The organism is Streptomyces sp. NPDC030245 (assembly GCF_055572995.1).
The window spans coordinates 219,250-242,470 of sequence record NZ_JBVICF010000014.1; the positions used below are offsets into that span (position 1 = coordinate 219,250).

Sequence of the window (23,221 nt, forward strand, 5' to 3'; positions counted from 1 at the left end):
GAACGGGCCGCGACGGCCCTCGCGACGGGGCGCGCTCACCCTCCGTGCAGGGCCCGTATCCCCAATTCGGACCAGTGGTCGATCTCGCCTACACTCGATGGCGTGCCACGTGGTGACGGTCGACTCAATCACGATCTGCTTCCCGGCGAGAAGGGCCCCCAGGACGCTTGCGGCGTCTTCGGTGTCTGGGCTCCGGGCGAAGAGGTCGCAAAGCTCACGTACTTCGGGCTCTACGCCCTCCAGCATCGGGGCCAGGAATCCGCGGGAATCGCGGTCAGCAACGGCTCCCAGATCCTCGTCTTCAAGGACATGGGCCTCGTCTCCCAGGTCTTCGACGAAACCTCTCTCGGCTCGCTCCAGGGTCACATCGCGGTCGGTCACGCCCGCTACTCGACCACCGGTGCCTCCGTCTGGGAGAACGCCCAGCCGACGTTCCGTGCCACCGCGCACGGCTCCATCGCGCTCGGGCACAACGGCAACCTCGTCAACACGGCCCGGCTCGCCGAGCTGGTCGCCGAACTGCCGAAGGAGAACGGCCGCGCGACCCAGGTCGCCGCGACCAACGACACCGACCTGGTGACGGCTCTCCTCGCGGGCCAGGTGGACGACGACGGCAAGCCGCTGACCATCGAAGACGCCGCCATGAAGATCCTCCCGCAGGTCCAGGGCGCCTTCTCCCTCATCTTCATGGACGAGGGCACGCTGTACGCGGCCCGTGACCCGCAGGGCATCCGCCCGCTGGTCCTCGGCCGCCTGGAGCGCGGCTGGGTCGTCGCGTCGGAGTCCGCGGCGCTCGACATCTGCGGCGCCAGTTACGTCCGCGAGATCGAGCCCGGCGAGTTCGTCGCGATCGACGAGAACGGACTGCGAACCACTCGCTTCGCGGAAGCAAAGCCCAAGGGCTGTGTCTTCGAGTACGTCTACCTCGCGCGCCCCGACACGGACATCGCGGGCCGGAACGTCTACCTCTCGCGCGTCGAGATGGGCCGGAAACTCGCCGCGGAAGCTCCCGTCGAGGCCGACCTCGTCATAGCGACCCCCGAATCCGGCACCCCCGCCGCGATCGGGTACGCGGAAGCCTCCGGCATCCCCTTCGGCGCGGGCCTCGTCAAGAACGCCTACGTCGGCCGCACCTTCATCCAGCCCTCGCAGACGATCCGCCAGCTCGGCATCCGGCTCAAGCTGAACCCCCTCAAGGAAGTCATCAAGGGCAAGCGCCTGGTGGTCGTCGACGACTCGATCGTCCGCGGCAACACCCAGCGCGCCCTGGTCAAGATGCTCCGCGAGGCCGGCGCCGCCGAGGTCCACATCCGGATCTCGTCCCCGCCCGTGAAGTGGCCGTGCTTCTTCGGCATCGACTTCGCGACGCGCGCCGAGCTCATCGCCAACGGCATGACCATCGAGGAGATCGGCACGTCGCTCGGCGCCGACTCCCTCTCGTACATCTCCATCGACGGCATGATCGAGGCCACGACCATCGACAAGCCGAACCTCTGCCGCGCCTGCTTCGACGGCGAGTACCCGATGGAGCTGCCCGATCCCGAACTGCTCGGCAAGCAGCTCCTGGAGACGGAGCTGGCCGCGGGCCCGGCGTCCACCGCCGCCGCCGACGCGATCCGTCGCCCGTAAGACCCCACGCAGTACGACACGAAAGTTCTCACCGTCATGTCTGAGACCACTGGTGCCAGCTACGCAAGCGCGGGCGTCGACATCGAGGCGGGCGACCGCGCCGTCGAGCTGATGAAGGAGTGGGTCAAGAAGACCCAGCGCCCCGAGGTCGCGGGCCTCGGCGGCCTCGGCGGCTTCGCCGGACTCTTCGACGCCTCCGCGCTCAAGCGCTTCGAGCGCCCCCTGCTCGCCTCCGCGACCGACGGCGTCGGTACGAAGGTCGACATCGCCCGCCAGCTGGGCGTGTACGACACCATCGGCCACGACCTCGTCGCCATGGTCATGGACGACATCGTCGTCTGCGGCGCCGAGCCGCTCTTCATGACCGACTACATCTGCGTCGGCAAGGTCCACCCCGAGCGGGTCGCCGCCATCGTGAAGGGCATCGCCGAGGGCTGCGTCCTCGCGGGCTGCTCGCTCGTCGGCGGCGAGACGGCGGAGCACCCGGGCCTGCTCGGCCCGGACGACTTCGACGTCGCGGGCGCCGGCACGGGCGCGGTCGAGGCCGACCGCCTGCTCGGCCCGGATCGCATCCGTAAGGGTGACGCGGTCATCGCCATGGCGTCCTCGGGTCTTCACTCGAACGGGTACTCGCTCGTCCGGCATGTGGTCTTCGACCGCGCGGGCTGGACCCTGGACCGTCAGGTCGAGGAGTTCGGCCGGACGCTCGGCGAGGAGCTCCTGGAGCCCACCAAGATCTACTCCCTGGACTGCCTGGCGCTCACCCGCACCACCGACGTCCACGCCTTCAGCCACATCACCGGCGGCGGCCTCGCGGCGAACCTCGCCCGGGTGATCCCCGACGCTCTGCACGCGGTCGTCGACCGCGGGACGTGGACGCCGGGCGCGGTCTTCGACGTGGTCGGCACAGCCGGTCAGGTCGAGCGCCTGGAGCTGGAGAAGACGCTGAACATGGGCGTCGGCATGATCGCGATCGTCCCCGAGGAGTCGGCGGACGCGGCACTCACCACCCTCGCCGACCGCGGCGTGGAGGCCTGGGTCGCCGGAGAGATCACCGACCGCGGCGACCACGCGACGGGCGCCGAGCTCATCGGCGACTACGCGAAGTAGGAAACGGAAGCAGCACAAAACCCGGCCCGGGGTGGTGCCCCCGGACCGGGTGAAGTGCAGTTGCTATGAGAACTGCGAATACTGCACAGGCAATAAATGGTGCTTAAGCAACGAGGTCAAGCGCCGCGGCGCTGAGACGAGGGGCCGGACTCTTCGGCAGAGTCGTCGTCCTCGTCGTCGTTATACAGATCCGCGTACTGGGCGTACGGGTCGTCTTCCTCGTCGTCGTCTTCGAACGGCTCGCCATTCGGCGGCTGTTGCGAAGTCGAAGCGCCCAGCTCATTGGCCAGACGCGACAGGTCAGTCCCGCCGCTGCTGTACTTCAGCTGGCGGGCGACCTTCGTCTGCTTGGCCTTTGCCCGGCCGCGCCCCATGGCTCGACCCCCTCGGATACGGGGCTCGACGGCCCCAGAGTCTTGACACGCGTTCATGATCTGGAACGGACTCTCCGTGGAGAGACCGGTCCGTAGGGCTTCCACGGTACCTGCTCCTGCGGCCATACGGTACGTCGCCCGCAGGACGCGCCTCGGCGCACAACCCTCGAGGAGCCCCGTCCTCGCTGGTCAACTGCGATTTTAACCTCTTCTTGCCGGGCGACCCGCCGACGGGGGTGAGTCTTGTCTCTCCCGGTACGCCGGCGGGGGCCCTGTCATGCGCCTCGATATGCCCTTCAGCGCGCGTCGGACATCCGCTGTTCGGCGATCCTGTCGGCCGCGGCGGCCGGCGGAATGCCGTCCTCCTTTGCGCGAGCGAATATGGCGAGCGTGGTGTCGAAGATCTTCGACGCCTTCGCCTTGCACCGGTCGAAGTCGAAGCCGCGGAGCTCGTCGGCGACCTGGATGACGCCGCCGGCGTTCACCACGTAGTCCGGCGCGTAGAGGATCGAGCGGTCGGCGAGGTCCTTCTCGACCCCCGGGTGCGCCAGCTGGTTGTTGGCGGCACCACACACCACCTTCGCGGTCAGGACCGGCACGGAGTCGTCGTTCAGCGCACCGCCGAGCGCGCAGGGCGCGTAGATGTCGAGGCCCTCGGTCCGGATGAGCGCCTCGGTGTCCGCCACCGCCGTCACCGACGGGTGCTTGTGGAGGATCCGGTTCACCGACTCCTCGCGCACATCCGTGATCACGACGTCGGCGCCGTCCTCAAGGAGGTGCTCGACGAGGTGGTGGCCCACCTTGCCGACGCCCGCGACGCCCACCTTGCGGCCGCGCAGCGACGGGTCGCCCCACAGGTGCTCGGCGCTGGCACGCATGCCCTGGAAGACACCGAAGGCGGTGAGCACGGAGGAGTCGCCCGCGCCGCCGTTCTCCGGGGAGCGCCCGGTGGTCCAGCGGCACTCGCGCGCGACGACGTCCATGTCCGAGACGTACGTACCGACGTCGCAGGCCGTCACGTAGCGGCCGCCGAGGGAGGCGACGAAACGGCCGAAGGCGAGGAGCAGCTCCTCGCTCTTGATCTGCTCGGGGTCACCAATGATCACGGCCTTGCCGCCGCCGTGGTCGAGCCCGGCCATGGCGTTCTTGTACGACATCCCGCGCGACAGGTTCAGGACGTCGGCGACGGCCTCTTCCTCGGTCGCGTACGGATAGAAGCGGGTGCCGCCGAGGGCGGGGCCCAGGGCGGTGCTGTGGATGGCGATCACGGCCTTGAGGCCGCTGGCACGGTCCTGGCAGAGCACTACTTGCTCGTGGCCTCCCTGATCCGAGTGGAACAGGGTGTGCAGGACGCCGTTGTCTGCTTCGGTCACTGTGGTGACTCCCGGTCAAGTGGCGCGGTTGGGCGGGCTCCGTACGGGTGGCGGGGCCCGATGGGCATGAGACTAAAGGCTGTCCACCCACCTTGACCGCCCGGAGTCGAGGATCACGTTTTCGAGTTCACCCGTGGGGGAGAGAGCAGCCGTGCCCAAGGTGTCATCGGTGACGGTCCCGTACGCGTCCTATCTGCGTGTGTACGAGCCGCTGGCCGCCTTCCCGGAACCGGAGCGCGGCCACTGGGCGCGCTACGCCCGCCGCGAGGACCTTCCCTCCTACCAGGACGAGCTCCGCCGCTCGCTCGCCGACCTGGTGCCCACGCCGCCGGTGCCCGTGCCGGTGCACGAGAGCGGCGACGCGTTCGTGGTGGAGGCCGACGGGGTGCTCTGCGTCTGCCCGTGGCGGACCCGGCTGCGCGGCTGGCAGGCCATGGGGGAGCTGGCCGGGCAGCTGCCCGCGCCGGTCCTCGACGCGGTGCTGCCTCCGGTGCTGCGCCGCCAGACGGCCGCGGACTACGAGCGGTGGCTGGCCCGCAACCCTGACGCGCGCCCCTGGATCCGTACGTCGACGTGGCAGGTGCCGCTGCACTGGTTCGTGCTCGTCTCCGACGACGAGCGGAGCCACGCGAAGGCCGACCCGCCCGTGCTGCGCTACCGCACCCCGATGGTGCAGGCGCGGCGCCGGGTCGCCCGCGGCCTGCGGACGCTGCGGGAGGCGCTCGGCGAGGGTCCGCTCGTCGACGGGCTCGTGGACGTCGGGCGCTGGCTGGAGGAGTTCCATCCGCGCTCCCTGGTCGAGCTCGACTACGGAGGCCTCGTGCACGCGGTGCCGGCCGACGAGCTCGGCGAGGACCACTCGGCGGCGGACGTGGCCGAGGGGATCGAGGCGCTGCGGGACGGTGACGGCGAGGCGGCCGGCGAGGCGTATGCGAGGCTCGTGGAGCGGTGGCGGGCGGTCCGGGACCTCCAGTTCGCGAACTGAGGGCACTGAGGGCGGCGATTTCCCGCCGCTCTTCCCCGGGGCCGGGACGTAGGTCCCGATACGGGCCTTTGCCTCAAGCGTGATGGACCGCACTTTCGGGGCTCTTGCGCCCATCACCCCCCCTCATGCCAAAATAGGACAAGGAGTCCGGGGAGGGCTCCTTCCGCCCAAGTAAGGGCGGAATGCTCAGCATTGCACTCTATGGGGGGTCTGTTGACTCCTGATCGCTCTGTGACTGATCGTCACTGTGGCGTGACTGTCCGCTATGGCATGGTCCATCGGCTTCCGTCGGTGATGAACACCTGGGAGGGCAATTCCATCGGTTTGGCCGACGCGGCTGGACGGATGGTGTAGTTGTAGTGCCGAGGACAAGCCGTTCGTCCTATAACCGACTCGACTCGCGTCCGCCATTTCGGGCAACGCGGGTCAAGGTGCAGAATTTAGAGGAATGAACCGAGAAGGTTCGGTTCTCCCGAGGAGGCCGCTCATGACCGCTCGCACCCCTGATGCCGAGCCGCTGCTGACCCCGGCTGAGGTCGCCACGATGTTCCGCGTCGACCCGAAGACGGTGACGCGCTGGGCCAAGGCTGGCAAGCTCACGTCGATTCGCACGCTCGGCGGACACCGCCGTTACCGCGAGGCTGAGGTCCGCGCACTGCTCGCGGGCATTCCGCAGCAGCGCAGCGAGGCCTGACGTACGCCAGAAGTACCGCTCAACCAGCAGTAACTCGTACAACCCGGGCGAAGAGCACCACAGCTGTCAGGTCCCCCAACCTGGCCGTACGTCCGACATATGGCTACACGCGACGCGGGTCCCGCCCCAACGGGAGCCACGCCTGACACACATGGGTGAGTCGTTCGATCGCGCTGGACTCCGCCGGGTCCAGCGCGATCTTTTTTGTGCGCCGGGGGATGCGCCGAGGATGCGCAGGTGGGCGGCCCTGGGGGTGGTCGGCGGGGGCCGGGGGAGACCGGCGGAAGCTCGGGGGGAGCGCCCTGGGGGGTGGTGCAATTGCACATATTAAATTGGCTGGTTGTAGGGAGGGTGTAAGTTCCGGGGTTCTGCAAACCAGTTCGGTGACACCCGTCACACGCCGGGAATCTTGTTGTGGGCAACTCCCCTGCGCTAGAGGGGTTCTTGCGCTTTCGGTCATGTGCCGGGTGGACCGTCCGGGCCGTCTGCGGCGCTCTCTCGCACGGAACCCTCCTCGGGGTCCTCGGGTCCGCCCGGGGCGCGCTGAGGGGCCTCCAGGGCGAGTCTCAGCAGTCGGTGGCAGATGGGGCAGTGCCGGGTCGCGTGGCGGTAGCCGGTGGCCGCCGCGAGGTGGGCGCGCAGCAGGGCGCGCGTCTCGTGCCGCGCGGACGCCGAAGAAGCAGACATGCGTCACCTCCTGGGGGCCTCCCGCCGGCCCCTGCTCTCCGGACTACCGGCGGAATGTGACTCCGTCAACCCACCGGGGCACGGCCCCGGACGCGACGGGGGTCGCACCCGGCGTGAGTGCGACCCCCGAACACGACTGAGGGCCGCACTCGATGGGTGCGGCCCTCAGTCTTCACTGCGGTCCTGACGGGATTTGCTGTGTCTGATTGCGGCTCCGCCGCGGGCGCGGGCGACGTGCACGGCTGAGGGCTGCTGCACTCGATGGGTGCGGCCCTCACGTTCACTGCGGTCCTGACGGGATTTGCTGTGTCTGATTGCGGCTCCGCCGCGGGCGCGGACGGCGTACACGACTGAGGGCCGCACCCGATGGATGCGACCCTCACTCTTCACTGCGGTCCTGACGGGATTTGAACCCGCGGCCTCCACCTTGACAGGGTGGCGAGCACTCCAAACTGCTCCACAGGACCTTGCTTCGCTGCACCCGCTTGCGCGCTGTGCTGCGAGACAGGACTCTACAGCAGTGCAGGCCCGGCGGTCGAACTCACCCTGCGTACCCGGGCCGTCACGGGGCCAGTGCGTCGATCGCCTTCACGATCCGCTTGTCCGAGACGGGATACGCCGTGCCGAGCGCGTGCGCGAAGTAGCTGACGCGCAGCTCCTCGATCATCCAGCGGATGTCCAGGGCCTCCTGCGGCACGGGCCTGCCCTGCGGCAGCTGTTCGAGCAGCCACAGGTATTCGTCGCGCATCTCGCGGACCTTCTCCATGCGCGCGGTGTCCCGCTGGACGCCGGTCGGCATCTGTTGCAGGCGCCGGTCCGCCGCCACCATGTAGCGCATCAGGTCCGGCAGGCGGCGCAGCCCCGTCTCCGTCACGAAGCCCGGCTTGATGAGGGAGTTCAGCTGCTCCCGCACGTCCGCGAGGTTGGGGAGCAGGGCCGGGCTCTGCGTCGACTTCAGGCGGCGCTCACAGGCCTGCCAGGCGGCGAGGACCTGCTGGACCTGGCCGACCGTGCGCACGGTCGTGTCGACGATCTCCGCGCGCACCTTGTCGAAGAGCTTGCGGTACGACTCCTCGTCCCAGACGGGCCCGCCGAAGTCCGTCATCAGCTTGTCCGCGGCGGCTGTCGCGCAGTCGTCGAAGAGGGCCTGCATCGAGCCGTGCGGGTTGGCGGAGAGGGCGAGCTTCTGCTGGTTCGTCAGCTTGTCGGAGGCGAACTTGGCCGGATTCACCGGGATGTTGCGCAGGATGAGGCGGCGGGTGCCGCGCCACATGGCCTGCTGCTGCTCCGCCTCGGTGTCGAAGAGGCGTACGGAAACGGTGTCGCCGGCGTCGACGAGCGCCGGATACGCCTTCACCGGCTGGCCTGCGCGGCGCGTCTCGAAGACGCGCTGGAGGGTGCCGATGCTCCAGTCCGTCAGGCCCGTGCGCTCGACCGCGGAGCCGCCCGTGCGCTCCGCCGTCGCCGCGGCGGCCTGCGAGAGCGCCTTGCGGGCCTTCGGCTTCAGCCGGAGCTTCAGCGCTTCGAGGTCCTTGTCCTCGGCGAGCTTCCTGCGCCGCTCGTCGACGATGCGGAACGTGATCTTCAAGTGGTCGGGCACGCGCGCCAGGTCGAAGTCGTCCGGCGAGACCGGCACGCCGACCATCCGCTGGAGCTCGCGCGCCAGCGTGACGTGCAGCGGCTCCTGCAACGGCACGGCACGCTCCAGGAACGCCTTCGCGAAGTTCGGCGCGGGGACGTAGTTCCGGCGGATCGGCTTCGGCAGGGAGCGGATCAGCTCGACGACCACGTCCTCGCGCAGCCCCGGGATCTGCCAGTCGAAGCCCTCGTCCGTGACCTGGTTCAGGACCTGGAGCGGGATGTGGACGGTCACGCCGTCCGCGTCCGCGCCGGGCTCGAACTGGTACGTCACCCGGAACTTGAGCTGCCCCTGACGCCACGCGTCGGGGTAGTCGTCCTTGGAGACGCCCTGCGCCTTCTCGTTGATCAGCATCGACCGCTCGAAGTCGAGCAGCTCGGGCTCTTCCCGCTGCTTCTTCTTCCACCAGGAGTCGAAGTGCGCGCCGGACACGACGTCGGCGGGCACCCGCTGGTCGTAGAAGTCGAAGAGCGTCTCGTCGTCGACGAGGATGTCGCGGCGCCGCGCGCGGTGCTCCAGCTCCTCGACCTCGGTCAGGAGCTTGCGGTTGGCGGCGAAGAACTTGTGGTGCGTGCGCCAGTCGCCCTCGACCAGCGCGTTGCGGATGAACAGGTCGCGGGAGACCTCGGGGTCGATGCGGCCGTAGTTCACCTTGCGGTCGGTGACGATCGGGACGCCGTACAGCGTCACCTTCTCTATCGCCATGACCGCCGCCTGGTCCTTCTCCCAGTGCGGTTCGCTGTACGTCCGCTTCAGGAGGTGCTGGGCGAGCGGCTCGACCCACTCCGGCTCGATGCGGGCGTTCACCCGCGCCCACAGGCGCGAGGTCTCCACCAGCTCGGCCGACATGATGAAGCGCGGGGGCTTCTTGAAGAGCGCCGAACCCGGGAAGACCGCGAACTTCGCGTTGCGCGCGCCGATGTATTCGTTGCGCCCGCCGCGCTGCTTGGGGTCGCCGTCCTTGGCGGACCTGCTCTCCTTGGACTCCTTCACGTCCTTCATCCCGATGTGGGAGAGCAGGCCGGACAGGAGCGAGATGTGGACGTGCTGCTCGGGGGCGTCGTCCTCGTTGAGGCCGATGCCCATCTGCTTCGCGACCGTACGCAATTGCGAATAGATGTCCTGCCACTCGCGGATGCGGAGGTAGTTCAGGTACTCCCGCTTGCACATGCGGCGGAAGGCCGACGAGCCGAGCGCCTTCTGCTGCTCGCGGATGTACCGCCACAGGTTCAGGAAGGCGAGGAAGTCGCTCGTCTCGTCCTTGAAGCGGGCGTGCTGCTGGTCGGCCTGCGTCTGCTTGTCGGCCGGGCGCTCGCGCGGGTCCTGGATGGAGAGCGCGGCCGCGATCACCATGACCTCGCGCACGCAGCCGTTCTTGTCGGCCTCCAGGACCATCCGGGCGAGCCGCGGGTCGACGGGCAGCTGGCTGAGCTTGCGCCCCTGCTCGGTGAGCCGCTTCTTCGGGTCCTTCTGCGCGGGGTCCAGCGCACCCAGCTCCTGGAGGAGCTGGACGCCGTCGCGGATGTTGCGGTGGTCCGGCGGGTCGATGAAGGGGAACTTCTCGATGTCGCCGAGGCCGGCCGCGGTCATCTGGAGGATGACGGACGCGAGGTTCGTGCGCAGGATCTCCGCGTCCGTGAACTCGGGGCGGGAGAGGAAGTCGTCCTCGCTGTAGAGGCGGATGCAGATGCCGTCCGACGTACGCCCGCAGCGGCCCTTGCGCTGGTTGGCGCTGGCCTGGCTGATCGCCTCGATGGGCAGCCGCTGCACCTTCGTACGGTGGCTGTAGCGGGAGATGCGGGCCGTGCCCGGGTCGATCACGTACTTGATGCCGGGGACGGTCAGCGAGGTCTCCGCGACGTTCGTCGCGAGGACGATGCGTCTTCCCGTGTGCGGCTGGAAGACGCGGTGCTGCTCGGCGTGCGACAACCGGGCATAGAGGGGGAGCACCTCGGTGAACCGGTAGTTCTTCTTGTTCAGCGCGTCCGCCGTGTCCCGGATCTCGCGCTCTCCGGAGAGGAAGACGAGGATGTCCCCCTTCCCTTCCGCCTGCAACTCCTCCACGGCGTCCGTGATCGCGGTGATCTGGTCGCGGTCGGAGTCGTCCCCCTCCTCTTCGAGGAGGGGGCGGTAACGCACCTCCACGGGATACGTACGCCCGGAGACCTCCACGATCGGGGCGTCCCCGAAGTGCCGCGAGAACCGCTCGGGGTCGATCGTCGCCGAGGTGATGACGACCTTCAGGTCCGGGCGCTTCGGCAGCAGTTGGGCGAGATAGCCCAGCAGGAAGTCGATGTTGAGCGAACGCTCGTGCGCCTCGTCGATGATGATCGTGTCGTACGCGCGCAGCTCGCGGTCCGTCTGGATCTCGGCCAGCAGGATGCCGTCCGTCATCAGCTTCACGAAGGTGTCCGCGCCGACCTGGTCGGTGAAGCGGACCTTCCAGCCGACGGCCTCGCCGAGCGGCGTGTCCAGCTCGTCGGCGACGCGCTCCGCGACCGTGCGGGCCGCGATCCTGCGCGGCTGCGTATGCCCGATCATGCCGCGCACGCCCCGGCCGAGCTCCATGCAGATCTTGGGGATCTGCGTCGTCTTGCCCGAGCCGGTCTCGCCCGCGACGATCACGACCTGGTGGTCGCGGATCGCCTCGGCGATGTCGTCCTTCTTCTGGCTGACCGGCAGCTCTTCCGGATACGTGATCGTGGGCAGCCTGCTGCCCCGCTCGGCCATCCGCGCCGCGGCCCTGTCGACGTCCGCCGCGATCTCGGCGAGGACGGCGGCACGGGCCTCGGGCTTGCGGATCCGGCGCGCACCCTCCAGCCGCCTGCCGATCCGGTGCTCGTCGCGCAGCGAGAGCTCGGAGAGGCGGGAGGCGAGGGCGTCGAGGGTGAGGGCGGGCTGCGTAGACATACGCCGTCCAGGATCTCACCCGCGGCTCGGCGGTGGCGAACCGATTTCTCCGGCAGGGCGCCCGTGCACGTACGATTCCGGGCATGCCGACCCGTACGCGCGCGCCCTGGAGCCCCCTCGCGGTGGTCTTCCTCGTCGTGCTCGGGCTCGGCATGTTCTGCGGGCCCGCGGCAGCCGCGCAGCAGCCGGTGGCCGAGGCCGCGGGCGCCCTGCGGGCCGTCGCCGCCGACGCGCAGGGCTCGCCCGGCTGCGGCAAGGGCGCCGACCGGGACGCCGACCAGGCGCCGGGCACCCCGCAGCGCCCCGGAGCGGCGTACGAACTGCTGCCCGCGCTGCACGACGCCCGCGCTGGCTCCGGCTCATGGGCCGCCGACCAGGCCGTGCTCCTGACGACGCCGGGCCGCGCACCGCCCGAGCTCACCCCACCCTCACCGATAGATCTCTCGGTCCTGCGGGTGTAGGGGTCCCTGACCATCAGGGACCCCTGCATCGACATCGCCGTACAGACGCCTCGGACGCCTCGTACGTCTCGGACGCCTCGTACGTACGTACAACAGGACAAGTGAGAGCACAGCCATGCCCAAGAACGACAACAAGAAGAGCCGCAACATCGCCATCGGCGCGGGTGTCGCCGTCGCGGCGGTGCTGCTCGGCGTCGCCTCGTACACCGCGACCAAGCCGGAGGACGCCGGCCGCACCGTGACGGAGGAGGCCGCGGGTGCCGCGCCCTCCGCCGAGGCCGAGCAGGAGGCCGGCGTCTACCCCGAGCTGGAGAAGCTCGCCCGGCGCGACGCGAAGGACCCGCTCGCGCGGGGGCGCGCGGACGCGCCCGTCGTGATGGTCGAGTACGCCGACTTCAAGTGCGGCTTCTGCGGCAAGTTCGCCCGCGACACCGAGCCCGGCCTCGTGAAGAAGTACGTCGACGAGGGCACCCTGCGCATCGAATGGCGCAACTTCCCGATCTTCGGCGAGGACTCCGAGCGGGCCGCGCGCGGCGCGTGGGCGGCGGGGCGGCAGGGCCGCTTCTGGCAGTTCCACGAGGCCGCGTACGCCGAGGGCGCCAAGGAGAAGGGCTTCGGCGAAGGGCGGCTGAAGGAACTGGCGCGGGAGGCCGGGGTCAAGGACGTCGGCCGGTTCGTGAAGGACCTGGACAGCGATGCCGCCGAGGCCGCGGTGAAGAAGGACCAGGAGGAGGCGTACGGGCTGGGCGCCGCCTCGACGCCGTCCTTCCTGATCAACGGGCGGCCCATCTCGGGCGCCCAGCCGGACCAGGTCTTCGACCAGGCGATCGAGGCGGCGGCCAAGCGGGCGGGCAAGGGTGCTGCGGGGGCTTCGGCAGGGGCTTCGACGGGTGCTTCGGCGGGTGCTTCGGCGGGCAAGGGTGGCTCCGAGTGACCGCCGACGTCGGGTACTTCGCCGCGTTCCTCGGCGGGCTGCTCGCCCTGGTGAGCCCGTGCAGCGCACTGCTGCTGCCCGCCTTCTTCGCCTACTCGATCGACTCCGCCTCGCGCCTCGTCGCGCGGACCGGCATCTTCTACGCCGGACTCGCGACGACCCTGGTGCCGCTCGGTGCGGCCGGCTCCTACGCCGGACGGTTCTTCTTCGGCCACCGCGACCAGCTCGTGCTCGCCGCCGGATGGCTGATCATCGGGCTCGGCGTGCTCCAGATCCTCGGCATGGGGTTCGCCTCGCGGAGGATGGCCGAGCTGTCGGGCCGCATCCGGCCCACCACCGCCTTCTCCGTGTACGCGCTGGGGGCGGTGTACGGGCTCGCCGGATTCTGCGCGGGGCCGATCCTCGGCAGCGTCCTGACGGTGGCGGCGGTGAGCGGGAGCCCGGTCTACGGAGGGCTGCTGCTCGCCGTCTACGCGCTGGGAATGGCCGTGCCGCTCTTCCTGCTCGCCCTGCTCTGGGAGCGGTTCGACCTGGGGCGGCGCAGGTGGCTGCGGGGGCGGACGTTCCGCGTCGGGCGGTTCGAGCTGCACACGACCTCGCTCCTGTCGGGGCTGTTCTTCGTCGCGCTCGGGGCGCTCTTCCTCGCCTACGACGGGACAACCGCGCTGCCCGGTCTGCTGGACGTGGACGACTCGTTCGCCGTGGAGCAGTGGGCGGGCGGCGTCGGCCGTGCGGTGCCGGACGCGGTGCTGCTGGTCGGCGTGGTCGTGGTGGTGGGTGCGGTGCTCGGGGTGCGGGGGTGGCGGAGACAGGGGGGTCGGAGGCGGGACGAGTCCGTTTCGCCGGATGCGTCGCCTGCTGAGTGAGAAGGCTGCTTATGGGGTGTTTGGTTTAGCGTGTTCGTATGCATGATCACGAGCCGGAGCAGCGGGAGCAGTGGGAGCAGCGGAATCAACGGGATGGCGCGCACGGGGCGCACGGGCGCGTCCCCACCCGGAGTGAGCGGTGGGACGCGTTCAAGAAGTCGCCCTTCCTGCCGGCGATCGTGCTCGTCTTCATCCTGGCGGCGGCTGCGGGGCTCTTCGCCGGTTCGTACACGTACTCCATGGCGAACCCGACCCCGCACCACATCCCCACCGCGGTGGTCGACGCGCCGGACTCCAAGCGGGGCAAGGCGTTCCTCGACGGCATGGAGAAGGCGCTGAACGCGTCGCTGGAGGTGCGCCGGTACGACAACCGGGCGGCGGCGCTGCGGGACGTGGAGGAGCAGAAGGTCTTCGCGGTCCTGGATGTGGCTCGCGGCGGGGATGGGGGCGGGGGCGGGGACAAGGTGACGCTGGACGTCTCAGGGGCGTCCGGCGCGTCCGTGGCGCAGGTGCTCGCGGAGACCGCGCCCAAGGTGGGCGAGAAGGTCGGCGTGCCGGTGGCGGTGAAGGACATCAAGCCGCTCCAGGAGGGCGACCCGCGGGGGCTCGCCATCTTCTACATCTCGCTGGCGGCCGTGATCATCGGCTTCGTGGGGGCCATTCAGCTGAGCGTGCACGCGCGCGGGCTGAACCCGGCGGAGCGGATCGGGTTCACGGCGCTGTACGCCCTGCTGGGCGCGTTCGTCATCGCGGCGGTCGTGGACTGGTGGCTCGGGGCGGTACGGCTGCCCTTCGTGGAGTCCTGGCTGATCCTGGCGCTGACGATGTTCGCGTCGGGGATGGTCTTCTCGATGTTCAACACGATGTTCGGGCGGTGGGCGATGCTGCCGACGTGGGGCCTGATGGTGCTCCTCGGCAATCCGTCGTCGGGCGGCGCGGTGTCCTGGCCGCTGCTTCCCTCGGTGCTCGGGCACATCGGGCAGTGGCTGCCGCCGGGGGCGTCGGTCAACGCGCAGCACACGGCGGTGTACTTCGGCGGCCACCAGCACGCGTTTCCGTTCCTGGTGCTCGGGGGCTGGGCGCTGCTCTCCAGCGCGGTCTTCTGGGTCTGGCGCCACCGCCACCCGGGCGGCCGCACCTCTTCTCCCGCGCACGCGGGGTAAGGCGCTGGCCGCCTCGGTACGGGCCTGCGCCTCCTGTTTGCCTCTGGGGCGGGGCCGCGGGGGCATGTGCGTACTCGCCATCCCTGCGCCGCGGCACACGGACAAAGACGCCGATGTGCGCTCGGTGCTCCGTTCGCACATACCCCCACGTCCCCTCGGGAGCGCTTGCGCCTGCCCGGCCGGTGGGGGCCGAGCGCCCCCACTCCCGCTGGACGTCACGGGGCAGCCCCACCGAAGGGGACGGCGCGGGGGAAACGGCAGAAGCCCCGCCGGGAAGGGCGGGGCTTCTGGAGAGGTGGCTGGGGCCGGGATCGAACCGGCGACCTATCGCTTTTCAGGCGATCGCTCGTACCAACTGAGCTACCCAGCCACGCGATCCGCGTGGAATCGCAAGCGGTCCTGACGGGATTTGAACCCGCGGCCTCCACCTTGACAGGGTGGCGAGCACTCCAAACTGCTCCACAGGACCAAGCTTTGTGCGAGCACCAGTCTCGCACAAGGTGTTACGTGCCCCCAACGGGATTCGAACCCGTGCTACCGCCTTGAAAGGGCGGCGTCCTGGGCCACTAGACGATGAGGGCTAAGAGGCCCGCCTGGGCGCTTTGCAGCGCGTCGGGGACGTGAGAAGCATATGGGATGCGGGGAGCTATCGCCAAAACGGTTCAGTCGGAGGGGCTCGGGGCGGTCGGCGAGGAGGGCGCTCCGGGGCGGTTCTCCTTGGGGAGGTGGCGGCTGACCTCGGCCTTCGTGAGGCCGAGCCCGCCCAGTTTGATCTCGTCCCAGGCCTGTAGCCGCTTGCTCGTACGGTCCAGGTAGAGGACGGACGCCTCGACGGGGTCGGGGTACTTGCCCTCGACCGCGCGCAGCCCGCTGCCGCCCGTCGACCCCTCGATGCGCAGCCGCGTGCCCCCGTCCATGACCTCCATCTCCTGGTGGTGCACATGGCCCGCGAGGACCAGCGGGACCTCGCCGTCCGTCTCGCGCGCCGCCGTCGGGTTGTGTGCGACGGCCACGTCGACCGGCGTGCCGGCCGCCCGCTCGGCGCGCAGGGCGGAGGCGAGCCGTATGCCCGCCATGTGCTCCACCGAGTCGCCCTCGGGCTTCTCCGAGCGGTCGGGGGTGTACTGCGGGTCGCCGATGCCGGCGAAGCGCAGGCCGGCGACGGTCTCGGCCCTGCCCTCGTCGAGGACGTGGACGTTCTTGAAGCGCTCCAGGTAGCGCTGGGTGGTGAGCGAGTCGTGGTTGCCGCGTACCCACACGTAGGGCGCGCCGAGGTCCTCGATCGGGTCGAGGAAGCCGTTCTCGGTGGCCGAGCCGTGGTCCATGGTGTCGCCCGAGTCGACGATGACGTCGATGTCGTACTGGGTGACCAGGGAAGAGATGATCTTCCAGCTCGCCGGGTTCAGATGGATGTCCGAGACGTGCAGGACCCGCATGGTGGTGGGGTCCGGCTGGTACGCGGGGAGCGTGGACGTCACGTCGTACAGCTTCGTCACATTGGTGACCAGGCGCGCCAACTCCTGTTGGTAGACGTCGAATTCGCTGACGATGCTGCGGGCGTTGCCGACGACGGAGGGGGCGCTGCTGAGCAGGCCGGAGAATTTCGGCTCCAGGACGGACTTCGGGTTCCAGGTGGCGTACGCGGCCGCCCCGGACGCGGCGAGCAGGGCGAGGGCCAGGCCGCCCGCGGCGAGCGCGCGGCGCGGGCGGCGGTAGACGGCGAGGCCGAGGGCCGTGGCGCCCGAGACGACGGCGACGCAGGAGCGTACGGCGAGGTCGAGCGTGCCGTGGCCGACGTCGTCCGTGACCTCGTCCTGGAGCCCGGAGAGCCGTTCGGGGTGGTCGACCAGGGCCTGGGCGCGGACCGGGTCCAGGCGGTCCACGTCGACGTCGAGGCGGATGGGCGCCACGTGGGAGCGGAGCTCCAGGGCGCCGAGCGGCGAGACGTTGATCTTCGTGCCGCCGGAGATGGACGGGCGGAGCGTCATGCGGGTGTCCATCGGGCCGACGGGCGCGCGCACGCTGCCGACGATGAGCAGGCCGAGCCAGGCGCCCAGGACGACGACCGTGATGAGGCCCAGCGCGCGGGCGTAGGGGTGCGGGGGGCTGATCAGCTCGGTCGTGGGATGGGTGCGGTGAGCGCGGTAGTGGCCGACGAGGGCGCCGCCCACCCGTCGTACGCCGCGGAGAACGCCGGTGTAGCCGCGTGCCATTGGTCCCGTATGCCCAAGTGCCGGTGCGGGTATGCCGGGACGGGGCGGACGGTGTGGCCGACAATGGGGGTGTGCTGGAGATGACGCGCGAGGAGTTCGAGGAACTGGTCGGCGAGGCTCTCGACCGGATTCCGCCGGAGTTGACCCGCCTGATGGACAACGTGGCCGTGTTCGTCGAGGACGAGCCGCCGTCCGACGACCCCGAGCTGCTCGGGCTGTACGAGGGGACTCCGCTGACCGATCGCGGCGAGTGGTACGCCGGGGTGCTGCCGGACCGCATCACGATCTACCGGGGGCCGACGCTGCGGATGTGCGGGTCGCGCGAGGAGGTGGTCGCCGAGACGGAGATCACCGTGGTGCACGAGGTGGCCCACCACTTCGGCATCGACGACGCCCGGCTGCACGCGCTCGGGTACGGGTGAGGCCTCGGGCCGAGCGGGCGCCGGGTACGGGTGCCGGGTACGGGTGAGCGAAGGCGCCCGCCCTGGTGTGCGGGGGCGGGCGGGCCGGAGTGCGGTCCGTGTCCTCTTGCGGGCCGCGGGAGTTGGGCAGGGCGTCTCGATTCCCAGAGCCTGTGTCATAACCCCGGCCGGGTGGTCGCCGCCTGGCACGCACGCTCGCCGCGTTGCCGAAACGCCCTGGTAGCTCCTCCCCCAGGCCTGAAGGGCCCGGGGGGGACCCCCACCGAGGACGCTCCGGCGCCTTGCGATCGCACGCACCAGACGACGCCCACTGATCCGACCGGGGTTACGACACAGGCTCTCGCGCCTCAGGAGGTGCTCGGCCGTGCGCCAGTTGTACGTTCCCGTCCGTTGGGCCGCGGTCGCGGTGGCCGTAGCGGCGACCGCGGGCTGCATGAGCATCGGTGACGACGGGAACGCTCCGGCGCCCGACCGTTCCGCGGGGCAGCGCAGCGGAGCCGCCGCGCCCGACGGCGACCCCGTGACGCAGGGCGGTGACGCGGCGCCCGGGGACGAGGAGGGGCCGGGCCGCGGGCGGCACAAGGGCAAGAAGAAGGGCAGGGAGGGGAGCTCGCGCGAGGACCGGGCCGGGGCGAAGGCCGCGCGGCCCTCGGAGTCCTCGACGGCGGCGGCCTCCGAGAAGCCGCCGAAGCCGGGCAGGCCGGGCCAGCCGACTCCGACCCGGCCGAAGCCGACCCCGACGCGGACCACCGCGACACCGGATCCGCCGAAGCCCACCCCCACCCCGACGCCGGATCCGACCACTCCGGAGCCGTCGTCCTCGGAGGGGTCGGGAGGGCAGGGGGCGCAGCTCCAGCGGCGGAGCGCGGAGCTCCCGGAGCGTGAGCCGTCGCCGGAAGCGGGACCCCACTGACGTATGCGCAGGTGAGAGGGGGTTTGGCGGGGGCGGTTTGCCATATGGGGTGGGGGGTGCGTATGGTGGTAGATCGTTTGATCCCATTTGCCCGGCGCCGACACAGAAGAGCGCCGCGTGGCGCGTACTCTCCCTTGCCGTGGCTGACCGCATCGAGGCGGTCCATTGCGAAATCACGGAGTTGACGGGCGCGTGCCGAGACTCCGGAAGGTTTCGCATTTCGCATGTCCATTTTCAGTTCTGACCACGCCGTCCTGCCCGAGAACGAGACCGTCGAGAACGACGCGGCCGTAGCGGCCGCCGCCGAGATCGTCGAGTCCGCCGAGGCCCAGGACACCACCGAGGTCACCCCCGAGGCCCCCCAGGCCGCCGACACCGACGCCGACACTGAGCCCGAGCTCACCTTCGCCGACCTCGGCCTGCCCGAGGGCATCGTCCGCAAGCTCGCGCAGAACGGCGTCACCACGCCCTTCCCGATCCAGGCCGCGACCATCCCGGACGCCCTGGCCGGCAAGGACATCCTCGGCCGCGGCCGCACCGGCTCCGGCAAGACCCTCTCCTTCGGTCTGCCGATGCTGGCGACGCTGGCCGCCGAGGGCCGCACCGAGAAGAAGAAGCCCCGCGGCGTCATCCTCACGCCGACCCGCGAGCTCGCGATGCAGGTCGCGGACGCCCTCCAGCCCTACGGCGACGTGCTCGGCCTGAAGATGAAGGTCGTCTGCGGCGGTACGTCGATGGGCAACCAGATCTACGCCCTGGAGCGCGGCGTCGACATCCTCGTCGCCACCCCGGGCCGGCTGCGCGACATCATCAACCGCGGCGCCTGCTCGCTGGAGAACACCCAGATCGCCGTCCTCGACGAGGCCGACCAGATGTCGGACCTGGGCTTCCTGCCCGAGGTCACCGAGCTGCTCGACCAGGTCCCGTCCGGCGGCCAGCGCATGCTGTTCTCGGCCACGATGGAGAACGAGATCTCCACGCTGGTCAAGCGCTACCTGACCGACCCGGTGACGCACGAGGTCGACAGCGCCCAGGGCAACGTCACGACCATGACGCACCACATCCTCATCGTGAAGCCCCGCGACAAGGCGCCCGTCACGGCCGCCATCGCCGCGCGCAAGGGCCGCACGATCATCTTCGTCCGCACCCAGCTGGGCGCCGACCGCATCGCCGAGCAGCTCTGCGACTCCGGCGTGAAGGCCGACGCGCTGCACGGCGGCATGACGCAGGGCGCTCGTACGCGCGTCCTGGAGGACTTCAAGAAGGGCTACGTCAACGCCCTCGTCGCCACCGACGTCGCCGCCCGCGGCATCCACGTCGACGGCATCGACCTGGTCCTGAACGTGGACCCGGCCGGCGACCACAAGGACTACCTGCACCGCTCGGGCCGCACCGCGCGCGCCGGCCGCTCCGGCACGGTCGTCTCCCTCTCCCTGCCGCACCAGCGCCGCCAGATCTTCCGCCTGATGGAGGACGCGGGCGTCGACGCCACGCGCCACATCATCAACGGCGGCGGCACCTTCGACCCGGAGGTCGCCGAGATCACCGGCGCCCGCTCGATGACCGAGGTGCAGGCCGACTCCGCGGGCAACGCCGCGACCCAGGCCGAGCGCGAGGTCAAGGAGCTCACCAAGGAGCTGGAGCGCGCCACGCGCCGCGCCGCCGAGCTGCGCGAGGAGGCCGACCGCCTCACCGCGCGTGCCGCCCGTGAGCGCGGCGAGGACCCGGAGACGGCGATCGCCGAGGCCGCTGCCGCCGCCGAGGCCGTCGTGGAGGCCGCCGTGTCGGTCCCCGAGCAGCCCGTCGCCGAGCGCTCCGAGCGCCCGGCCCGCGAGGACCGTTCCTCCTCGTACGACAACCGCCGCCCGCAGCGCGACGAGCGCGGCAACTACGAGCGCCGCGACCGTGGCGGCCGTTCCTTCGAGCGCCGTGACGACAACCGCGGTGGCGGCTTCAACCGCGACCGTCGTGACGACAACCGCGGCGGTGGCTTCCGCCGTGACGACCGCCCCTCCGGCGGTGACCGTGGCGGCCGTTCCTTCGAGCGTCGCGACGACAACCGTGGCGGTGGCTTCGGCCGTGACCGCCGCGATGACAACCGCGGCGGTGGCTTCCGCCGTGACGACCGCCCCTCCGGCGGCGACCGTGGCGGCCGTTCCTTCGACCGCCGTGACGACAACCGTGGTGGCGGCTTCAACCGCGACCGTCGTGACGACAACCGTGGTGGCGGCTTCGGCCGTGACCGTCGTGACGACAACCGCGGCGGTGGCTTCCGCCGTGACGACCGCCCCTCCGGCGGCCACCGCGGCAGCGACCGTCCGTTCAACCGCGACCGTCGCGACGACCGCCCCTCCGGCGGCTCGGGCGGCTTCCGCTCCGGCGGCCACGACCGCCCGTCGTACAACCGCCGCGACGACCGCACCGGCTCCGGCACGGGTTCCTTCGGCCGCCGCGACGACAAGCCGCGCTGGAAGCGCAACGGCTGATCCCCGGCCGGGAGCTGTGACCGGCTCTGTCTGACGGAAGGGCCCGCACGATGTACGCGTCGTGCGGGCCCTTCGGCATGTCCGGACCGGTCCCCTCCTCGCAGGCGTACCGATGTCAGTACCCACTGTTACCTTCGGGCACGTTGGAATTGGTGGTCCGGTGGGGAGCCGGGCCGACAGGGAGGGGTCCCCGTGGTTCGGCATGTCCTCGTGCGCTGCGCAGTCGCTGTCGCACTCGCCTCGTCAGCCGTCGTCGTCACACCGTGGGCTGCCGGGGCGGCGGAGAACGGGCCGCCGGAGCAGCCGGTGCGGGCGGATCTGAAAACCGGTGACAAGGAGTGTGCCGCCGGCGCCGAGAGACCCTATGTCCGTACCCGGCCGCAGCTGAGGGCGGTGCTCCGCGATCCGGACGCGCAGTCGGTCTCCGCGGAGTTCGAGGTCTCCTGGACGGGCAAGGACGGGGAGCGGCAGGTGCGCTCCGCGCGGACGACGTCCAAGGGGAGTGGTTCGCCGTTCAGCTGGTCCGTTCCGGAAGATCTGCCGGCGCTCACCGAGGTGAGCTGGCGCGTGCGGGCCTTCGACGGCTCGGCGTGGGGGCCGTGGAGCGCGGAGGGGTCCTCCGGCGGCTGCGAGTTCGTGTACGACAACGAGGTGCCCGCGAAGCCTTCGGTGACGTCGCCGCAGTATCCGAACGATCTCGTGTGGCACGACGGGGTCGGCGTGCGCGGCACGTTCACGGTCGACTCGGACTCCGAAGACACCGTGGCCTACGTCTACAGCTTCATCGGGGAGACGCCGAAGACCGTCGAGCCCGCACGGCCGGGCGGGCCCGCCGAATTCAGCTGGCTGCCGGAGCGGGAAGGCCCGATGACGGTCAGCGTCCAGGCGCAGGACCGCGCCGGGAACAGGAGCGAGCCGACGAACTACCAGTTCCGCCTGAAGAAGGGCAGCGCACCGGCCGCCCACTGGAAGCTCGCCGACCCGGCGGGGGCCTCCGAAGGCGCCGCCGAAGCGGGCGGCAAGCCCGCCGGGGCGGGCTCCGGTGTCACCTTCGGCGCCGCAGGGCCGACTCGTACGGGGGTGGAGTCGGCGGCGCGGCTGGACGGTTCGGCCGATGCGTATCTGTCGCCGGGCGCCCCCGCCGTGGACACCGGCGGGGCCTTCGCGGTGAGCGCCTGGGTGCGGCCCGACGAGGTGGGTCGGAGCATGGCCGCGGTGAGCCAGGACGGCGACGGGGCGGCGGCCTACCGGCTGGGGACCGACGGCGACGGGTCGTGGTCCTTCGCGCTGGGCGGCCCGGAGGGCGCTGTCGTGCGGGCGAAGGGCGGCACTCCGGAGAGCGGGGAGTGGGCGCAGCTGACAGGTGTCTACGACCCGGCGGTGAAGACGGCCCGGCTGTACGTGAACGGCCGCCTCGTCGACAAGGCGGAGAACGCTCCGGCGCCCCGGGGAACCGGCGCCGCGCAGATCGGCCGGGCCCTGGGCGAGTCCGGGCAGGGCGGGAACTGGAGCGGCCGGATCGCCGACGTCCGCGCGTGGAACCGGGTCGTCGTTCCGGCGGAAGCGGCGAAGCTCGCGGAGCGCGCGACCGTGCGCGCGGGACACTGGCGGTTCGACGAGGCGCCCGGGGGCGCGAGCCCCGAGGAGGACGGCGGGCAGCCGCTGAAGCTGGGCGGCGACGCGAAGATCCGCCACGACGAGCAGACGTGCGACCCGGCGATGGACCCCGAGTGCGGTCCGGGGAACCCTCCGATGGTGGGCAAGGGGGAGCTGGTCCTCGACGGCGACGGTGACTTCGCCGCGACAGGCGCCCCGGTCGTGGACACCGGCGACAGCTTCTCGCTGGCCGCGCACGTGCGGCTCGACCCGGCCGGCGCCGACCGGACGATGACGGTCCTTTCCCTGCCGGGGAAGAACAGCGACCTCGCCACGCTGCGGTACACGCCGCAGCGGCAGATATGGGAGCTGACCCTGGCTCACGAGGACCGGGCGGGAGCGGAGACGACGACGCTCAAGGCGGACAACGTCTGGGCCTCGCCGGGGGACGCGCAGCATGTGGCGGTGGTGTACGACGACGGGGCCGACGAGGTGCTGCTGTACGTCGACGGAGAGGTAGGGGCCCGTGCGCCGTTCCACCACGCGTGGCAGGCCACCGGCGGGCTTGAGGTCGGCCGGGCCACGACGGCGGACGGTCGGGGCGAGTACCTGCTCGGGGCCGTGGACGACGTGCACGCCTACACGGGCGTGATCAGCGAGCAGGAGGTGGCGCGGCTGCGCGTGTCGAGGTGACGTGCGGCAGGGGCTCCCGCGGAAGCTTCCGCGGGAGGTTTCCGCAGAGCTCGGAACCTCTCGTTCCGTAAGC

Annotated in this window: 17 protein-coding genes and 4 tRNA genes; 12 read left to right on the forward strand and 9 right to left on the reverse strand. The window is 70.7% G+C overall.

Annotated elements, in window-relative coordinates; all coding sequences use genetic code 11:
* Positions 1-102 precede the first annotated feature (102 nt).
* Both purF and purM read left to right on the forward strand, forming a co-directional pair.
* Entirely contained in the window at positions 103-1,629 is a 1,527-nt protein-coding gene (gene purF, locus ACZ4Z4_RS32710; protein ID WP_468335468.1) for an amidophosphoribosyltransferase, read from the forward strand.
* Between the two features lie 36 nt (positions 1,630-1,665).
* Positions 1,666-2,739 (forward strand): phosphoribosylformylglycinamidine cyclo-ligase, encoded by a 1,074-nt coding sequence (purM, locus tag ACZ4Z4_RS32715; protein ID WP_468335470.1) that lies wholly within the window; start codon positions 1,666-1,668, stop codon positions 2,737-2,739.
* Positions 2,740-2,855: 116 nt separating this feature from the next.
* Here the strand turns inward: purM and ACZ4Z4_RS32720 are convergent, their stop codons facing one another.
* On the reverse strand, positions 2,856-3,113 hold the full coding sequence (locus ACZ4Z4_RS32720) for a DUF3073 domain-containing protein (protein WP_344522176.1): 258 nt from the start codon (positions 3,111-3,113) through the stop codon (positions 2,856-2,858).
* Positions 3,114-3,409: 296 nt separating this feature from the next.
* Positions 3,410-4,486, reverse strand: a complete 1,077-nt coding sequence (locus tag ACZ4Z4_RS32725) for a Leu/Phe/Val dehydrogenase (RefSeq protein WP_468335472.1) — start codon at positions 4,484-4,486, stop codon at positions 3,410-3,412.
* 151 nt (positions 4,487-4,637) lie between these two features.
* On the opposite strand from ACZ4Z4_RS32725, the gene ACZ4Z4_RS32730 reads away from it, so the two are divergent.
* Together ACZ4Z4_RS32730 and bldC are read left to right on the forward strand one after the other, a co-directional pair.
* On the forward strand, positions 4,638-5,471 hold the full coding sequence (locus tag ACZ4Z4_RS32730) for a DUF8083 family protein (protein ID WP_468335475.1): 834 nt from the start codon (positions 4,638-4,640) through the stop codon (positions 5,469-5,471).
* Between the two features lie 487 nt (positions 5,472-5,958).
* Positions 5,959-6,165 carry a developmental transcriptional regulator BldC gene (bldC, locus tag ACZ4Z4_RS32735; protein WP_003949541.1) on the forward strand — a complete coding sequence of 69 codons (207 nt, stop codon included), beginning with the start codon at positions 5,959-5,961 and terminating at the stop codon, positions 6,163-6,165.
* Between the two features lie 456 nt (positions 6,166-6,621).
* Here the strand turns inward: bldC and ACZ4Z4_RS32740 are convergent, their stop codons facing one another.
* The 3 genes from ACZ4Z4_RS32740 to hrpA form a co-directional block, all read right to left on the reverse strand.
* Positions 6,622-6,852 (reverse strand): DUF6274 family protein, encoded by a 231-nt coding sequence (locus ACZ4Z4_RS32740; RefSeq protein ID WP_468335478.1) that lies wholly within the window; start codon positions 6,850-6,852, stop codon positions 6,622-6,624.
* 392 nt (positions 6,853-7,244) lie between these two features.
* Positions 7,245-7,319 (reverse strand) — tRNA-Asp (locus tag ACZ4Z4_RS32745).
* Between the two features lie 95 nt (positions 7,320-7,414).
* Positions 7,415-11,401 carry an ATP-dependent RNA helicase HrpA gene (gene hrpA / locus ACZ4Z4_RS32750; RefSeq protein ID WP_468335481.1) on the reverse strand — a complete coding sequence of 1,329 codons (3,987 nt, stop codon included), beginning with the start codon at positions 11,399-11,401 and terminating at the stop codon, positions 7,415-7,417.
* Between the two features lie 83 nt (positions 11,402-11,484).
* On the opposite strand from hrpA, the gene ACZ4Z4_RS32755 reads away from it, so the two are divergent.
* The 4 genes from ACZ4Z4_RS32755 to ACZ4Z4_RS32770 all read left to right on the forward strand — a co-directional run bounded on the left by ACZ4Z4_RS32755 (position 11,485) and on the right by ACZ4Z4_RS32770 (position 14,825).
* The gene (locus ACZ4Z4_RS32755; RefSeq protein ID WP_468335484.1) at positions 11,485-11,862 is read left to right on the forward strand and encodes a hypothetical protein; all 378 of its coding nucleotides are present in this window, start codon (positions 11,485-11,487) and stop codon (positions 11,860-11,862) included.
* A 115-nt stretch (positions 11,863-11,977) separates the two neighbouring features.
* Complete coding sequence (locus ACZ4Z4_RS32760; RefSeq protein WP_468335486.1) at positions 11,978-12,796, forward strand: DsbA family protein; 819 nt, start codon at positions 11,978-11,980, stop codon at positions 12,794-12,796.
* Positions 12,793-13,662 carry a cytochrome c biogenesis CcdA family protein gene (locus tag ACZ4Z4_RS32765; RefSeq protein ID WP_468335489.1) on the forward strand — a complete coding sequence of 290 codons (870 nt, stop codon included), beginning with the start codon at positions 12,793-12,795 and terminating at the stop codon, positions 13,660-13,662. The genes ACZ4Z4_RS32760 and ACZ4Z4_RS32765 overlap by 4 nt, the downstream gene beginning before the upstream one ends.
* A gap of 38 nt (positions 13,663-13,700) precedes the next feature.
* A complete protein-coding gene (locus ACZ4Z4_RS32770) occupies positions 13,701-14,825 on the forward strand; it encodes an ABC transporter permease (protein ID WP_468335492.1) in 1,125 nt (374 codons plus the stop codon).
* A gap of 296 nt (positions 14,826-15,121) precedes the next feature.
* Here ACZ4Z4_RS32770 and ACZ4Z4_RS32775 read toward each other — a convergent pair.
* The 4 genes from ACZ4Z4_RS32775 to ACZ4Z4_RS32790 all read right to left on the reverse strand — a co-directional run bounded on the left by ACZ4Z4_RS32775 (position 15,122) and on the right by ACZ4Z4_RS32790 (position 17,038).
* Positions 15,122-15,195, reverse strand: a tRNA-Phe gene (locus tag ACZ4Z4_RS32775).
* Between the two features lie 24 nt (positions 15,196-15,219).
* Positions 15,220-15,294 (reverse strand) — tRNA-Asp (locus ACZ4Z4_RS32780).
* Positions 15,295-15,333: 39 nt separating this feature from the next.
* Positions 15,334-15,406: transfer RNA gene (locus ACZ4Z4_RS32785), tRNA-Glu, on the reverse strand.
* An 81-nt stretch (positions 15,407-15,487) separates the two neighbouring features.
* The gene (locus ACZ4Z4_RS32790; protein WP_468335495.1) at positions 15,488-17,038 is read right to left on the reverse strand and encodes a metallophosphoesterase family protein; all 1,551 of its coding nucleotides are present in this window, start codon (positions 17,036-17,038) and stop codon (positions 15,488-15,490) included.
* A gap of 71 nt (positions 17,039-17,109) precedes the next feature.
* Here ACZ4Z4_RS32790 and ACZ4Z4_RS32795 point away from each other — a divergent pair, with 71 nt between their 5' ends.
* The 4 genes from ACZ4Z4_RS32795 (at position 17,110) to ACZ4Z4_RS32810 (ending at position 23,148) form a co-directional block, all read left to right on the forward strand.
* Positions 17,110-17,460 carry a metallopeptidase family protein gene (locus ACZ4Z4_RS32795; RefSeq protein ID WP_362991921.1) on the forward strand — a complete coding sequence of 117 codons (351 nt, stop codon included), beginning with the start codon at positions 17,110-17,112 and terminating at the stop codon, positions 17,458-17,460.
* A 364-nt stretch (positions 17,461-17,824) separates the two neighbouring features.
* On the forward strand, positions 17,825-18,373 hold the full coding sequence (locus ACZ4Z4_RS32800) for a hypothetical protein (RefSeq protein ID WP_468335499.1): 549 nt from the start codon (positions 17,825-17,827) through the stop codon (positions 18,371-18,373).
* A 224-nt stretch (positions 18,374-18,597) separates the two neighbouring features.
* Positions 18,598-20,859 (forward strand): DEAD/DEAH box helicase, encoded by a 2,262-nt coding sequence (locus tag ACZ4Z4_RS32805; RefSeq protein WP_468335502.1) that lies wholly within the window; start codon positions 18,598-18,600, stop codon positions 20,857-20,859.
* 192 nt (positions 20,860-21,051) lie between these two features.
* Entirely contained in the window at positions 21,052-23,148 is a 2,097-nt protein-coding gene (locus ACZ4Z4_RS32810) for a LamG domain-containing protein (protein ID WP_468335506.1), read from the forward strand.
* Positions 23,149-23,221: the final 73 nt, after the last annotated feature.